The sequence below is a fragment of the Parafrankia sp. EAN1pec genome (assembly GCF_000018005.1).
GTDB lineage: Bacteria > Actinomycetota > Actinomycetes > Frankiales > Frankiaceae > Parafrankia > Parafrankia soli.
The window spans coordinates 97,723-111,411 of sequence record NC_009921.1 but is presented as its reverse complement, the minus strand read 5'-3'; the positions used below and the strand labels follow the sequence as shown (position 1 = coordinate 111,411).

Genomic DNA, 13,689 nt, shown 5'->3' with positions numbered 1-13,689 from the left:
CGGGGCGTGCGCCAGACCACATCGTCAGCGTCTCTATCCGTTTCTACGCTTCCCAGCTCTGGCCGTCTCTGCGCATTCGGCCAACAAGCCCACGAAATCGGTCAGGGATCCGCTCGACTCATCCCGGGTGACCGGGGTGCGTCGGTGCGTCATCAGGACACCCCGGCACCGTTCCCGACAGGGCGACATCTCGGCGCATCCATACCCCTCCCTGATCAACCATGACTGATAAGCAGGTCAAGCGCCATCGAAGGCGGCCACACCCCGCCCGGGATCCGGCCGCACCGCACCGTTGTGGATCAGCCACTCAACGTAGCTCTATCGTGAATCGATCAGGAATCGATCGGGCCGGATCTGGGACGCCACCACCGGCCGGCCTGTCGGTTGGCGGCTTGAGCAGTTGCCCGATGGCGAGCTGGCGGTCTGGTCAACGTCTCGGCGGATGACGCCGCCCGTCACCGTCACCATCACCGCTCGGCCCGCGCCGAGCCGGACGTGCCGACGGCGGCGAAGAAGTCGGCCACCGCCGCGGCGACACGCCCCGGCGCCCTCTCCGGCCCGAAATGGTCGAGGTCCCCGAAGGTGACGAGGCTGGCGCGGGGCAGAATCCCGGCGAGCTGTCGGGTCGCGCGTCCGGCCGCGGTGTCGTCACTGCCCTTGCCGGCCATGAGCAGCGTCGGAGTCGTGATCGCGCGGTAGCGGTCGGGCTGGTTCGCCACCCTCGCAGCTTCCTGATGCTCCCTGATCGTCCCGCCCAGCAGGGCGTGCTTCCGGCGGCGTTCGGCGGGTCTGATCGCGAATGCCAGGATGAGACCGAGCAGGACACGAGGGACCCGTCCCGTCGTCTCGGGGTTAACGCCACGGACGAAGGTGATGAACGCCTGCCGTGGGCGGCCGCGATCGAGTTCGTCCTGGCAGCGCCGCGCCCATTCCAACGTCACGGGCCCGACGCCGTCGAGGAGAACTCCGGGTTCGTATGCGGCGGCGCCGTCGAACGCGCCGGCTCCGACTCCGACGGGGGCACCGGAACCGGCAGTGGCACCGGTGTTTCGCAGGGCCTCCAACAGCAGGAATCCGCCGAAGCTGTGCCCGACGACGAATCGAGCTCGCGTCGCCGCTCGGACGGCCTCGAGGTCGGCGAGCTCCTTCGCCGCCGTGTAGGCGTCGCCCTGCGGGCCGCTGGCGCCGCGCCCCCGTCTCTCGATCGTGTGGACTGTGAACCCGCTCGCCAGCACGGCCGCGAATCCATCAAGGTCCGCCGCGACCGCGAGGGCTCCCGGAACGAGCAGGAGGCCGGGGCCCCGGCCAATCGTCCGATAACTGATCACCGTTCCGTCGGTCGATTCCACACTCCCTGTCTCGACCTGCGTAGCCACCACGCCACTTCCTTTCAGGACTCCGATATACGTGCGCATTCCGCCAGGCGTGGGATCCAGAAAACCGCGCCACTACCCGCCATCACCCGACCAGGATCGAATCGATCCGGACGGTCGCATCGTATGGAACAGGTCCGGCAAAGAAAATCACGCACTAGTGCACCAGAATTTGATGGCCGGATAGCATCCGTTCCAGATGGCATGCGCACTAGAGCAGTCCGGGAAGAGGCACGCTGTGGTCATCTCCGATTCGGAGGACGTCCCGCCGTACCTGCGGATCACCGCCGAGCTGCGGCGGCGGATCACATCCGGCGAGCTGCGGCCGGGCGAGCGGCTGCCGTCGACCCGCCAGATCGTCCGCGAGTTCGGCATCGCGATGGCCACGGCCACCAAGGTGCTCGCGACGCTCCACCAGGAGGGTCTGGCCCGGCCTCTCCCGGGTGTCGGCACGATCGTCGACTTCTCGGGCCCGCATCCCCGGAGCCCTGGTGCTGCCCGGCCCCGTGCCGGCGGCCATCCGACGTCGGGGCTGACCCGACCGCGGATAGTGCGGGTGGCGGTCGACATAGCCGACCTGGAGGGGCTGGCGGCGCTGTCCATGCGTCGCGTGGCCGTCGAGCTCGGCGTCACCACCGTGGCGCTCCACCGGCAGGTGGGCGGGAGGGGACAGCTGGTGCTGTCGATGGCCGACGTGGTCTTCGCCGAGGCACCGCCACCCGACCCACCGCCGGCCGGCTGGCGCCGGTGTCTGGAGGCGGCGGCACGGTCCCAGTGGGCCATGTACTGCCGCCATCCCTGGCTGGCACAGGCGATGTCCTTCACCAGGCCCCTGATGTCGCCGCGGATCAAGGCTCACGCGGAGTGGGTGATGCGGGCACTGCACGGACTCGGTCTCGACCCGGTGGCCATGATCCACGTACACGCCACCCTGGCCGCCCACATCCGTGGGCTGGCCCTGAACCTGGAGGCCGAGGCGGAGGCGGTGCAGGACTCGGGCCTCACTGACGAGCAGTGGATGGACGCCCACGGCACTCCCGCGATCACCCCACCGGCGGCGACTTCGGCTCACCCGCTGCTGGCGAGCGTCCCGCCCCGCTCCCTCGACCTCGACTCGCTCTTCGAGTTCGGCCTGCAACGCCTCCTCGACGGCATCGCCATCCTGATCGAGACGAGTCGCTGCCACGTTCAGCCTCCCCCCGCAGGCCGTGTCCAGGCCGATGAGCGGTGACGAGAATTCGCCGGAGCGTGACGCCTCCGCGTGACCCGGGTCTCATCTCCTGCCCTTGATCTCAACCGCGGTCGAGGTCGCAGACTCGACCTTCGTCAACGGCGATGAAGGGATGTCCGATGAAGGCAGCGGCGTTCGCGCGGCACGGTGGCCCGGAGGTTCTCGAGCTGATGGATCTGGCCACGCCGGTGGCCGGGCCCGGCCAGGTACGGGTCCGGCTCCGGTTCGCCGGAGTCCAGCCGATCGACTGCGCCGTCCGCGCGGGCTGGGCACCGCCCGGGGTGGCACCCCGGCTCCCGACGATTCCCGGCAACGAGTTCGCCGGAGTCGTCGACCAGGTCGGCGACAGGGTCGATGGAGTCGGCGGGGCCGATGGGGCCGATGGAGTCGGCGGGATCGACAGCGTCGGCGGCGTCGACGGCGGGGATCACGGCGTCGTGGTGGGCGCCGAGGTGCTCGGCTTCGGACAGCTGGGTGCGTATGCCGAGTACCTGGTGGTACCGGCCGACCAGGTGACCGCCAAGCCGGCCGGCATGCCCTGGGAGGTCGCGGGTGGGTTCAGCGGCGGGGCACAGACCGCCCACATCGCGCTGCGGGAGCTGGGCGTCGGCAAGGGCGACACCGTCCTGATCCACGCCGCCGCCGGCGGGGTCGGGACGGTCGCCGTCCAACTGGCCGTACGCGCCGGCTCGACCGTCATCGGCACCGCCGGCGCGGCCAACCACGACTATCTCCGCTCACTGGGCGCAATCCCGGTCGCCTACGGCGACGGCCTGGTCGAACGCGTCCAGGCGATCGCGCCCGGCGGCGTGGACGCCGCGCTGGACGGAGCCGGCGGCGACGCGCTGACCGCGTCGCTGGCGCTGGTCGCCGACCGGAGCCGGATCCTCACCCTCGTCGAGCACGGCCGGGCGGGGGAGCTCGGAATCCGGGTCACGCCCAACCTCCGCTCGGCGGCCCGGCTCGCCGAGCTGGCCGACCTCCAGGCGCACGGAGCCCTGCACATCAACGTCCGCCGGGTCGTCCCGCTCGCGGACGCCGCCGAGGCGCACCGGGAGCTGGAGACGAGACACGGCCGCGGCAAGATCGTCCTCGCCGTCAGCAGCGGCTGACGGCCACCACCCCCCGCAGTGGCGCGTCAGGAGGCGCCACTGCCTCTGCCCGCGCGGCACGGGGAGTGCCGGCGCCCGTCTCAGCCCTCCCAGGCCCTCCTCAGCCCGCCTCGGTTGCAGCCAGGAGGCGGCCATCCCGGTCGTAGGCCCGGACGACCGGTCGATTGGCCTGGTACCAGTCGTCGAAAAGCGTCGGGTTGTTCCGTCTGAAGTCCTCGAACCCGGGCTCACCGGGCCGTGGACCAGGCTCAGGCGGATCGATCTGGAGCGTCCTGACCACGACCTTCCCGTCCTGGATGGGAACCTCGACGATTTCGCCGGACGGAGTCGTCGCGGTGACCCGGGCAACCCGGGCCGACACCCGTCCGCCACAGTCATGGACCGTGCGACTGTCACCGGGGCCGCTACCGAAGCCGGCTCCGAGGCGGCCTCCGAAGCCGCCGCCTATCCCGTGACTTCCGCTGGCGTGCTCCAGCTCGAGATCGGTCCGGGGCATCGCGTCGTGCCCGGTCCCCCAGCTGTATACATACGCCCCGTCGATGTCCAGTCGACCTGCCGCGTCCGCCGGCACGTCGCAATCGACGAACGTCGAGGGGTTCGACAGAATCACGGTCGCTCCGGTGACGTCCCGCGCCGCCGCCCACACCGTCAGCCCGCCCGGCTGGAAGCGCGCCGGGTCCGCCGGCCCAGGACCGGACTGTAGGCACTCGATCACGAGATGTGCCGCTTCGTCCGGAGTGAAGGTGACCGGCTGGAGCTGGGTGATTCGCGGGGCCGGCGGAAGGTCGGCGGGCGCGAGGGATGCCTTCCCCGTGCCACCGGCCAGGGTCAGGCCGGCCGCGATCCCCGCCGCGGCCACGGCGCACGCCACCGCCGGGGCGGCCCGCCGCGCGACCCGACGACGGCGCTCCCCCGGAACCCGGGCCCGTACGCCGGCCCACAGATCACCCGACGGCCGGACGTCCACCGTGCGCTCCGCGCCACGAAGGCGTTCGATCATCTCCTCGTCGGAGGTCATGCCGCACCTCCCCTCGTCCCGTCCAGTTCCGATGCGCCGAGCTGGGGCGGCACGGCGCCGTCGCCGGATCTCGACGGCTGCCGCACGCCGTCGGACCGCGGTCCCATCGCCGTCCCCAGCGACGGATCGGCCCGCAACCGGGCCAGGCCCCGTGACGCGTGGGTCTTCACAGTCCCGACTGAGCAGCCGAGGATCTCCGCGACACGGGCCTCGGACAGGTCCTCGCAGTAGCGCAGCACCACGACGGCCCGCTGCCGAGTGGGCAGGGCGGCCAGCGCCGCCGCGAGTCCCGCCCGGTCCTCCACCGCCGCCAGCTCGCCGGCGGACCCGCCAACCAGCCTGTCGGGCACCGTGGGCATCAGCGTCTCGACCACCCGGCGGCCGCGGAACCGTCGCCGATGAGCGTTGACGAGAATTCGCCGCACGTAGGCGTCAGGGGAGTCGCACACACGGACCTTCCGCCAGGCGACGAAGGTACGTGCCAGCGCCGTCTGCGCCAGGTCCTCCGCCTCGGCCGCGTCGCCGGTCAGCAGGTACGCCAGCCGCAGCAGGGCCGGCAGCCGGGCGGTGAAATACGCCCGGAACTCATCGTGTCCGTCATCGTCCATCAGCCCTCCTCAACCCTCCAGAGGCCCCCGGGGCCCGCTCAGGTTGACCGCGGCGAACTGACCAACTCGACCGGCCGCAGATGGAGCCGATCATGGCAGGGCGGGTTTGACTTCGAGCGCACTCGAAGTCCTAGCTTCGAGACATGACCGCGGTCGACGAGCTCAGCGAGGACGGTTCTCGGGCGCCGGATGGGCCTACGTCGGGCCGCCGGAAATCCGGGGCGAGACGGCCCTCTACCGGCGTCGCCCGGTCGGCGGACAGCGGCCTCACCATCGCTGAGGCGGCGACGGCGAGCGGCGTGAGCGCGCACACTCTGCGGTACTACGAGCGGGTGGGCCTCATGCTCGAACGGGTGGCGCGGGCTCCGTCGAGCCATCGCCGCTACGACGACGAGGACCTGCGCTGGATCGCGACGCTCACCGCGCTGCGCCATACCGGCATGCCGATCCGCCAGATCGCGCGGTACGCGGCGCTTGTACGGGCCGGCCACGGCAACGAGACCGAACGGCTCGAGCTGCTCACCGCCCACAAGGAGCGCGTCACCGAGCGTCTCGATGAGGTTCGCCGCCATCTCACAGCCATCGACACCAAGATTGATATCTATCGGGAGAGGACCAGACGACCGATGCCCCACGACACATTGCGCCAGGTACCGCTCGGTTCCCAGGGACTCCGGGTCAGCGTGCAGGGCCTCGGCTGCATGGGCATGTCCGACTTCTACGGCGCGACCGACGACAACGAATCGATCGCCACCATTCAGCGGGCGCTCGGCCTGGGCGTGACCTTCCTCGACACCGCCGACATGTACGGGCCGTTCACGAACGAGCGGCTGGTCGGGCGGGCCATCTCCGGCCGGCGCGGCGAGGTGACGCTCGCGACCAAGTTCGGGATCGTCCGCGACCCGGACAACCCCCAGGCCAGGAACATCAACGGCCGGCCGGAGTACGTCCGCTCAGCCTGCGACGCGTCCCTGTCCCGCCTCGGGGTCGACCACATCGATCTCTACTACCAGCATCGGGTCGACCCGACTGTGCCGATCGAGGACACCGTCGGCGCCATGGCCGAGCTGGTCACCGCAGGGAAGGTGCGCTACCTCGGCCTCTCCGAGGCGTCGCCGGCCACGATCCGCCGGGCGCACGCCGTGCATCCCATCTCCGCGCTGCAGACCGAGTACTCGATCTGGTCACGTCACCCGGAGGAGGAGATCCTCCCGACGCTGCGCGAACTCGGCATCGGCTTCGTTGCCTACAGCCCGCTGGGGCGGGGGTTCCTGACCGGAACCTTCCGCACCCCGAACGACTTCGAGGCCGGCGACTTCCGCGCCAGCATGCCCAGGATGAACTCCGAGAACCTGGACGCCAACCTCTCGGTCGTCGCCCAGATCGAGGAGATCGCGGCGGCGCGAAACGCGACACCCGCGCAGGTGGCACTCGCCTGGGTGCACCACCAGGGCGACGACATCGTCCCGATCCCGGGGACGAAGCGACGCCACTACCTGGAGCAGAACGTCGCCGCCGTCGGCCTCGCCCTGACGCCCGACGAGGTGGAAATCCTGACGAAGGCTGGCGAGACCGTGCGGGGCGCGCGCTATCCGGACATGTCCAACGTCAACCTTTGAGGTCCCGTGCGTCCGTGAACGCGGTCGGGTGAATCCGAGGTCAAGGCGACCCCCGCCAGGTCGGGCGAAGCCCGACACCCGGGGGCCCGGGGGGCGCCCCCCGGACAGACATCGCGGCTGGTGCAGTTCCGCGTGGCCGAGCACCACGTTTTCGATGCGGTGCTCCGGCGTGCCCCTGCGGTCAGTGTTTGACGAAACGGGCGGTGTCTCGGAGGGTCGCCAAGCGGACGCGGTACTCCTGTTCGTCGATCTCGCCTCGGGCGAAACGGTCAGCCAGAACTTCCTCGGGTGACGGTACGGCTGGTCCGTGAGCAGCTCCGGGCTCGCTGGGCGAACGCGTCGCAGGACGTCTCCGTTCGTCGGAGCGGATCAGGGCCCGGACGAGCAGCACCGCCACGGTGATGAGCACAGCCCAGAACAGCAGCATGCCCATGGACATGGCGAACCAGCCCCAACCACTGATATCGCGATCACTCCAGTACATCATCACGCAGTTACCTCCGAAGCGGCAGGTGACAGCCATGTGGTGGGACCCGCACCGCGCCCCTGCTCCTCAAAGCCTGCGCCCTCCGCCGTGGGAGCGCAGGGGACGTTCGCCCCAGTGCGTCCGGCCAACCGGCAGGCCATCTCGGGACACAGTCCACATGAAGCGCGCCTGGTTCGCCCTGGCCGGAAAACGCCGCCGCAGTCACGGCGAAGGGGGCCTCTACCAGCTCGAAAGCGACGGCTTCCCGGGCGGGACGGCTTCGGGGGTCCGGGGTTCGTCCCCCGGGCAGACATGGAGGCGGTGAGTGAGCCGTCCGGCGCACGAGCGAGCAGACGGCTCCGAATCCTGTGACGTGACACCGCCCGTCAGCGCGGCCCCGGTGCCCTGGCAGCTCAGGGCGCGGCGAGGGCTGCGGTGGGCTGGAGGCGGGAGGCGCGGGTGGCGGGGTAGAGCCCGGCGACCGCGCCGATGACGAGAGTGGCACCGAAAGCGAGAAGCATCGCCCAGGAGGGGACGACGGTAGGCCAGGCCTGAGTGGTGGCGTAGCACGTGGTGACGCCGGTGCCGAGGATGAGTCCCGCTATCCCGCCGAGTGTGGACAGGAGAAGCGCCTCGGCGAGGAACTGGTTGCGGATGTCCCCGCGGGTGGCCCCGAGCGCGCGGCGAAGTCCTACCTCGCCTCGTCGTTCGAGGACGGAGATGACCATGGTGTTCGCGACGCCGATGCCGCCGACGAGCAGCGCGACGGAACCGAGGCCAAGCAGGAGCCCGCCGAGTGTGGAGTCGGCCGCGTGCTGTGCGGCGAGGGCGTCGGAGGGACGTGAAACGTCGACCTCGTTGGGCGCCGCGGGGTTGGCCGTGCGGGCGAGCAGCGTCTGTACGGCTTCGACATGGTTGGGGTCTGTGCGGGTGTACAGGGTGGTCGGGTAGGTGTCGAAGCCGAGCAGGTCGGCGGCGCTGGGCCAGCCGACGAGGGCGGCGCGGTCGAGCTCGGGGGCGAGGCCGACGGGGGCGAGGATGCCGACCACGGTGAACCACTGGCCACCGAGGTGGATCTGCTGGTCCGGTCCGGTCGAGTCGACGCCCAGGTGGGCCGCCGCCGTCGATCCGAGGACCACGGCGGCATAGCGCTGGGTCGCCTCGTTGAGGTAGGTGCCGGCGACGATGTCGGCTCCGACGGTGTCGGGCAGGTCCAGCCTGGTTGCCAGCACGGCGATACTGCCGGATTCCGCGGCCGGGATGTGGTCGTTGCGGTAGACCCTGGCGTCCGGCACCAGGCCCGTGGCGCTGACCGACTCGACGTCGCCGACCGCGCCGATCATTGTGACTGCCTCGGTCGGTAGGTGTGCCTGGTCGCCGAAGAGGTTCTGGCCGGGGCTGACGGTGAGCAGGTTGGTACCGAGTGCGGCGATCTGGCGGTGGAAGTCCTCCCGGCTGGAGGAGGAGATGCCGATCACCGAGATCATGGCCGCGATGCCGATCGCGATCCCCAGGGCGGACAGCGCGACACGCGTCGGTCGCGAGCGCAGACCTGCGGCGCCGACTCGGACCAGTTCCCGCGCCGCGAGCCGGGCCGGACGAAGCACCAGGTTGGCATCCGGCACCGGTCCTAGGTGAGTCGCAGGTCCGGACTTGCTCGTCGGCGAGGTGCCGTCCTGAGTAGGTGCGTCGGTCGGTGAGGCACCGGTCGTTGATCGGGCGGTGGTCATCCGCGGGCTCCCTGAGGTGTCCGGACGTCTCCGCTGTCGCCGACCTTGTGGCCGTCCCGCATCTCGATGCGGCGCGGCAGGGCGGCGGCGATGTCGCGGTCATGCGTGATGATCACGATGGTGGTTCCGGCGGAGTGGAGCTGTCGTAGCAGGACCATCACCTCGGCCCCGGACGAGGAGTCAAGGTTGCCGGTGGGTTCGTCGGCGAGCAGCAGCGTGGGCTCGCCGACCACAGCGCGGGCGATCGCGACACGTTGGCGCTCACCGCCGGAAAGCTCGTGCGGCCGGTGGTGGACTCGGTGACCGAGACCGACCCGGTCAAGGGCGGCGCGTGCGCGTTCGAGCCGCTCCGAACGACGCGTGCCGCCGTACAGCAGCCCATCGGCCACGTTGTCCAGTGCCGGCACGCCAGGGGCGAGGTGGAACTGCTGGAAGATGAACCCGATGCGTTGCGCGCGCAGCGCCGAGCGCTGGTCGTCACCCAGCGCGTGGACCGGATGGCCGTCGACGGTAACGATTCCCGTCGTCGGCCCATCGAGGGTGCCCAGCAGGTGGAGCATCGTCGACTTGCCCGACCCGGACGGCCCGACGATCCCGACGAGCTCGCCATAGTTGATCCGCAGGCTGACGTCGGCCAGCGCGCTGACCGGGCCGAAGTGCCTGGACACCTGGTCGAGGACGGCGATGGGAACCGTGGCGCTCACTGGGCGACTCGCACGGTGACGCCCTCGGTGATGCCCGCACCGCTGATCTCGACCGTGCCGTTGGCGAACATGCCGGTCGTCACCGGTGCGAACGTCGACTGCCCGTTCTGGACCGTCTGGACCGCGTACCCGCCGTCCGGGTTCGCCACGAGCGCGGTCACCGGCACGGTCAGCACATTCGCCCGCTGCCCCGTGACGATCGTCAACGTCACCGGCGACGAATCGAAGCCACCGGCGAGCGCAGAGGGATCGCCGAACGACACGATCACGGTGACGAAGGTCTTGTTCTGCTCCTCAATGGTCTGCGCGACAGTGCCGACGCTGCTGACCGTGCCGTCGAGACGTTGACCGGTCGGAAGCGCGATGGTCGCCGGGTCGTCTGTGTGGACGAGATGTTGCAGCGACACGTCCAGCGGGATCGATGCCACCTGCGTGGTGCCGCTGTAGGTGAGGACCTGCTGGTTGGGTTGCAGGCCCAGATGGCTGCCGACCGGGATGGCCTGGAGGGCGACCCGGATGTCGCCGTCGTGGACGAAGATCTGGTCCGGTGAGACGGTGCCTTGCGCGGGAAGCCCGCTCTTGGCCTGCCATGCCTGCACGGCCGAGGCAGTGGCGGCGTCGAAGGTGTCATCAACGGCGAAACCGGTGTAGCCCAGCTCCTGGAGGCTGGCCTCCAGCTCCTTCACGTCGGAACCCACTGTGCCTGTGGCGAGTGTCCGGTACGGCGTCGCGGTGCCGTGCAGGAGGACGACCGGCCTGCCGTCGACCGCGTACACCGGTTGGCCGATCTTCACCGTTGTGCCCGGCGCTGCGACCCAGGTGAGGACTCCGGATTGCTGCTGGGCGACTAGCCCGACCGGCTCGCCGTAGGAGATCAGACCGCCGACCTGCTGGGTCTGGGTGAGGGTGCCGCGTTGGACCGTCGCGGTCGCCGCGGGAACCGGCCCGGTCGGCGACGGCGGCGGGCTACCGCCGAATCCCAGGGCGGCGGCGACGATCAGCGCGGCGGCTCCCGCCCCCGCGAGGACGAGCAGGTGCCGGCGTGGTCGGCGCCGTAGCGGGCTCGCCCACGAGGCAGTCATCGCCCGCGCCCAGGCCCTGCTCGGCACACACCGGCCGCCGGCCTTGTACTCGGCTGCCGTCGGCGGGGCGGTCACGGAAGTCTCGCCGGTTCTGGTCTCACCGGTTCTGGTTTCGTCGGTCCCGGCCCCGGCCCCGGTCACGCGCCGGCCTCGTCGAGGATGCCCTGGCACTGCCGGGCCGCCTGTTGGAACGCCGGATCGCCACGGTCAACGTCCGCGCCGGCGAACAGGCCGCCAGCCGAGCCGGGCTGGGGGTCGGGGAAGCCCGGCAGCCCGTTGTCGCGCATGCACTGCGCGAAGGCCACATAGACGGCGAGATCCGCGTCGCTCGGTTCTCCCCGGCTGCCCGCGGGAAGCAGATCCTGGCAGGCGGCCAGCGCCTGCTTCACGGCCGGATCGTCCGGATCAACACCCTCCCCGAACTGCGGAACTCCCGTGGACGGGTCCGGATCAGCCATGTCGATGTCGTGGTCACGCATGCACTGTGCGTACGTCTGTACCGTCGGCGTCCCAGTGGTACCGCCGCCGGACGCCGTCCCGCCCGGCGCCGTGCCGCCGCCGGAGCCGCAACCGGCCATGGCCATGACCACCAGGCTCAGGCCGGCGGCCACCGCCGTCAGCGGACGTGTGGTTCTGATCATTCGTGTCCTCCGTCGTGGGTGGAGCGGTACCGAGTACGGCGCCCAGTGGACGGCATCGCGGATAACCAGGCCGTAACGTCGGCGGCGCTGGTTATCCGCTGGTTATGCCGATAGCGCCACGCTGAACGGGCACCGCACCGGGGCGCAGACGAGGAGAAGGGCGGAAAGCGGATGGTTCGGGTGATGGTCGTGGAGGACGAACCAGAGCTCGCCGGTGCGCTCTGCGAGGCGTTGACACGCGAGTCGTTCGCGGTCGACGTGGCCTACGACGGCGACGAGGCGCTGGAGAAATGCGCCGCTCACGACTACGACGTCGTCGTCCTGGACCGGGACCTGCCCGTCGTGCACGGCGATGACGTCTGCCGCGCGATCGTGGCGACCCAACGATCGACGCGGGTCCTGATGCTCACCGCCGCCTCGGCGATCCGCGCCCGGGTCGAAGGGCTCGCGATCGGCGCCGACGACTACCTCGTGAAGCCGTTCGCGCTGGCCGAGTTGTCTGCCCGCGTGCACGCTCTCGCCCGCCGCACCGCGCCGGCCGCCGCTCCGATTCTCGAACGCGCCGGCCTACGCGTAGACCAAGCCAGCCGGACCGTCACCCGAGACGGCCGCTCCGTCATTCTGACGAACAAGGAGTACGCGGTCCTGGTCGAACTGCTCCGCGCCGCCGGCGGCGTCCTGTCCGCCGAGCAGCTACTGGAGAAGGTCTGGGACGAGAACATCGCCCCCTTCACCAACACCGTCCGCATGACGGTGATGAAACTGCGCCGCAAGCTCGGCACACCTCAACTGATCGAAACGCTGCCGGCAGCCGGATACCGCATACCGTGACTCGTCTGAGCCTGCGCGCCCGTCTCACCGTCCTCTACGGCGCACTGTCCATCCTCGCCGGAGCGGTCATCCTCACGCTGCTCTACCTGGTCGTCCAGGCCCGCCTCGACGCCGAGCTCACCGGGGACTCCGACTCCCGCATCGCCGCTCTTCGACAGCGGGCCGGCCAGGCAAACGAAGCGACGATCACCACACCCAACGGGAGCCGGATCAGCCTCGACGACCTCACCGAGCAGATCAGAGGCAACGAGGAAAAGATCAGGAACGCAGCCCTCGACACACTGCTCGTTCGGGGCAGCGGCATCGTCCTCGCCATCGGCCTCGCCACCGCGGGCACCGGCTGGATCATCGCCGGCCGCGGGCTGCGACCACTCCATGCCATCACCGTCACCGCCGAGCAGATCGCACGGTCCACCGGCCCGCACCGCGACCTCAGCCGGCGGATCGCGCTGACCGGACACAGCGACGACATCAGACGGCTGGCCGATGCCTTCGACGCCATGCTCGAAACCCTCGACCACGCCTTCGACGGCCAGCGCCGCTTCGTCGCGAGCGCCTCCCACGAACTTCGCACCCCGCTCGCACTGGAACGAGCCGTGATCGAGCTCGAAGCGACCAAACCGGCCGCTCACCCCGACACCGTCCACTTCGCCGACCGTCTGCTGGCCATCAACACCAGGAACACCGACCTCGTCGACCGGCTCCTGACCCTCGCCGACGGAGGTAACGAGCTCACCGAATCGGTCACCGTCGATCTCGCCGACGTCACGGCCGACGTTCTCGCCCAGACCAGCACGGACACCCCGACCAGCGCCCGGATCACCGCCGGTCTGGTTACCGCTCCGGTGCTCGGCGATCCCATCCTGCTCCACCAGCTCGTCCGCAACCTGGTCGAGAACGCGGCCAACCACAACGTGCCGGGTGGCTGGATCAAAATCGCCACCGGCACCGGCCCGACGTACCTGGCCATCGCGAACAGCGGCCCGCTACTGCTCCCCCAGGACGTGAACGGACTCTTCGAACCCTTCCGGCGCGGCCGACCCGACCGAACACGTGGCACAGGCCGCCGCGGGTTCGGCCTCGGCCTCACGATCGTCAAGGCCATCGCCGACAGCCATCACGCGCAGATCACCGCTCTCCCCAGACAGGACGGCGGACTGGACCTGCGCATCACATTCCCGGCAGCGCCCTCACCCCGGTGACGACCCAGCCGGGACAACTCCATGATCCTCCGATGCCCCGAACGCCTACGCGGTTGGTCACCTCGCCATGTT

13 protein-coding genes and 1 pseudogene are annotated in these 13,689 nt (G+C 70.3%); 6 read left to right on the top strand and 8 right to left on the bottom strand.

Going from position 1 to position 13,689, the window contains the following annotated elements; translation table 11 throughout:
* Nucleotides 1-467 precede the first annotated feature (467 nt).
* Nucleotides 468-1,379: an alpha/beta hydrolase gene (locus FRANEAN1_RS00435; RefSeq protein ID WP_012157537.1), complete on the bottom strand. Its 912-nt coding sequence runs from the start codon at nt 1,377-1,379 to the stop codon at nt 468-470.
* A gap of 232 nt (nt 1,380-1,611) precedes the next feature.
* Here FRANEAN1_RS00435 and FRANEAN1_RS00430 point away from each other — a divergent pair, with 232 nt between their 5' ends.
* Both FRANEAN1_RS00430 and FRANEAN1_RS00425 read left to right on the top strand, forming a co-directional pair.
* Nucleotides 1,612-2,604, top strand: coding sequence for a TetR/AcrR family transcriptional regulator C-terminal domain-containing protein (locus FRANEAN1_RS00430; protein WP_012157536.1), 993 nt, complete (start codon nt 1,612-1,614; stop codon nt 2,602-2,604).
* Between the two features lie 119 nt (nt 2,605-2,723).
* Nucleotides 2,724-3,716, top strand: coding sequence for an NADP-dependent oxidoreductase (locus FRANEAN1_RS00425; protein ID WP_012157535.1), 993 nt, complete (start codon nt 2,724-2,726; stop codon nt 3,714-3,716).
* A gap of 100 nt (nt 3,717-3,816) precedes the next feature.
* Here FRANEAN1_RS00425 and FRANEAN1_RS00420 read toward each other — a convergent pair whose 3' ends face one another.
* Both FRANEAN1_RS00420 and FRANEAN1_RS00415 read right to left on the bottom strand, forming a co-directional pair.
* The gene (locus FRANEAN1_RS00420) at nt 3,817-4,734 is read right to left on the bottom strand and encodes a hypothetical protein (RefSeq protein ID WP_012157534.1); all 918 of its coding nucleotides are present in this window, start codon (nt 4,732-4,734) and stop codon (nt 3,817-3,819) included.
* Nucleotides 4,731-5,342: a SigE family RNA polymerase sigma factor gene (locus tag FRANEAN1_RS00415; RefSeq protein WP_012157533.1), complete on the bottom strand. Its 612-nt coding sequence runs from the start codon at nt 5,340-5,342 to the stop codon at nt 4,731-4,733. Before FRANEAN1_RS00415 ends, FRANEAN1_RS00420 begins: the two co-directional genes overlap by 4 nt.
* 143 nt (nt 5,343-5,485) lie before the next feature.
* Between FRANEAN1_RS00415 and FRANEAN1_RS42850 the strand changes: the two are divergent.
* Both FRANEAN1_RS42850 and FRANEAN1_RS00410 read left to right on the top strand, forming a co-directional pair.
* Nucleotides 5,486-5,800, top strand: a pseudogene (locus tag FRANEAN1_RS42850) (MerR family transcriptional regulator); the annotation flags it as partial.
* Nucleotides 5,801-5,968: 168 nt separating this feature from the next.
* Complete coding sequence (locus FRANEAN1_RS00410) at nt 5,969-6,961, top strand: aldo/keto reductase (RefSeq protein WP_347177293.1); 993 nt, start codon at nt 5,969-5,971, stop codon at nt 6,959-6,961.
* Nucleotides 6,962-7,142: 181 nt separating this feature from the next.
* Here the strand turns inward: FRANEAN1_RS00410 and FRANEAN1_RS00405 are convergent, their stop codons facing one another.
* The 5 genes from FRANEAN1_RS00405 to FRANEAN1_RS00385 form a co-directional block, all read right to left on the bottom strand.
* Nucleotides 7,143-7,448 (bottom strand): SHOCT domain-containing protein, encoded by a 306-nt coding sequence (locus FRANEAN1_RS00405; RefSeq protein ID WP_041255221.1) that lies wholly within the window; start codon nt 7,446-7,448, stop codon nt 7,143-7,145.
* Nucleotides 7,449-7,840: 392 nt separating this feature from the next.
* Nucleotides 7,841-9,052, bottom strand: coding sequence for an ABC transporter permease (locus FRANEAN1_RS00400; RefSeq protein ID WP_041253489.1), 1,212 nt, complete (start codon nt 9,050-9,052; stop codon nt 7,841-7,843).
* 101 nt (nt 9,053-9,153) lie between these two features.
* A complete protein-coding gene (locus FRANEAN1_RS00395) occupies nt 9,154-9,861 on the bottom strand; it encodes an ABC transporter ATP-binding protein (RefSeq protein ID WP_012157529.1) in 708 nt (235 codons plus the stop codon).
* Nucleotides 9,858-11,018 (bottom strand): peptidoglycan-binding domain-containing protein, encoded by a 1,161-nt coding sequence (locus FRANEAN1_RS00390; protein ID WP_347176926.1) that lies wholly within the window; start codon nt 11,016-11,018, stop codon nt 9,858-9,860. Before FRANEAN1_RS00390 ends, FRANEAN1_RS00395 begins: the two co-directional genes overlap by 4 nt.
* Before the next feature lie 62 nt (nt 11,019-11,080).
* A complete protein-coding gene (locus FRANEAN1_RS00385) occupies nt 11,081-11,584 on the bottom strand; it encodes a hypothetical protein (RefSeq protein ID WP_012157527.1) in 504 nt (167 codons plus the stop codon).
* 171 nt (nt 11,585-11,755) lie between these two features.
* Here FRANEAN1_RS00385 and FRANEAN1_RS00380 point away from each other — a divergent pair, with 171 nt between their 5' ends.
* Together FRANEAN1_RS00380 and FRANEAN1_RS00375 are read left to right on the top strand one after the other, a co-directional pair.
* Entirely contained in the window at nt 11,756-12,415 is a 660-nt protein-coding gene (locus FRANEAN1_RS00380; protein WP_012157526.1) for a response regulator transcription factor, read from the top strand.
* The gene (locus tag FRANEAN1_RS00375; protein ID WP_012157525.1) at nt 12,412-13,617 is read left to right on the top strand and encodes an ATP-binding protein; all 1,206 of its coding nucleotides are present in this window, start codon (nt 12,412-12,414) and stop codon (nt 13,615-13,617) included. The genes FRANEAN1_RS00380 and FRANEAN1_RS00375 overlap by 4 nt, the downstream gene beginning before the upstream one ends.
* The last annotated feature ends 72 nt before the right edge of the window (nt 13,618-13,689 follow it).